1 protein-coding gene is annotated in these 308 nt (G+C 58.4%); it reads right to left on the bottom strand.

Annotation, left to right across the window (positions count from 1 at the left end; genetic code table 11):
• Positions 1–96 precede the first annotated feature (96 nt).
• The coding region (locus tag ACM615_RS24135) for a DUF4266 domain-containing protein (RefSeq protein WP_431012669.1) at positions 97–308 on the bottom strand (212 nt) is incomplete at its 5' end.

Genomic DNA, 308 nt, shown 5'->3' with positions numbered 1-308 from the left:
CGAAGGAAGCAGCTCTACCGCGTAACTACCTGCAAGCGTTGGGTTTACTCACGCAGTAGAGCTGCTTCCTTCGTCAGTATGACGTTCACTGATAATTCAATTGCAGCCGCAGCCACCGCCTACTTTGCCGCCGTTGGCCCCGCCGGCCCCTTCGCGGTAGCTCTCGAAGTTGACTTCCGGGCTTTCTACCTTCTTGGAAGCCAGCTTCATATCCTCATCGTTGAGGTATTGTTTCTGGTAGGCTTTAACCGACACGCAGGCGGGCAGCGCCAGGCTGCCGGCCAGCAGCAGGCCCAGCAGTACCGGGC

It is taken from the genome of Rahnella sp. PAMC25617, from assembly GCF_050606005.1.
Lineage (GTDB): Bacteria > Pseudomonadota > Gammaproteobacteria > Enterobacterales > Enterobacteriaceae > Rahnella > Rahnella variigena.
The sequence above is the reverse complement of the archived record's forward strand: the minus strand, read 5'-3'. Positions and strand labels throughout refer to the sequence as shown.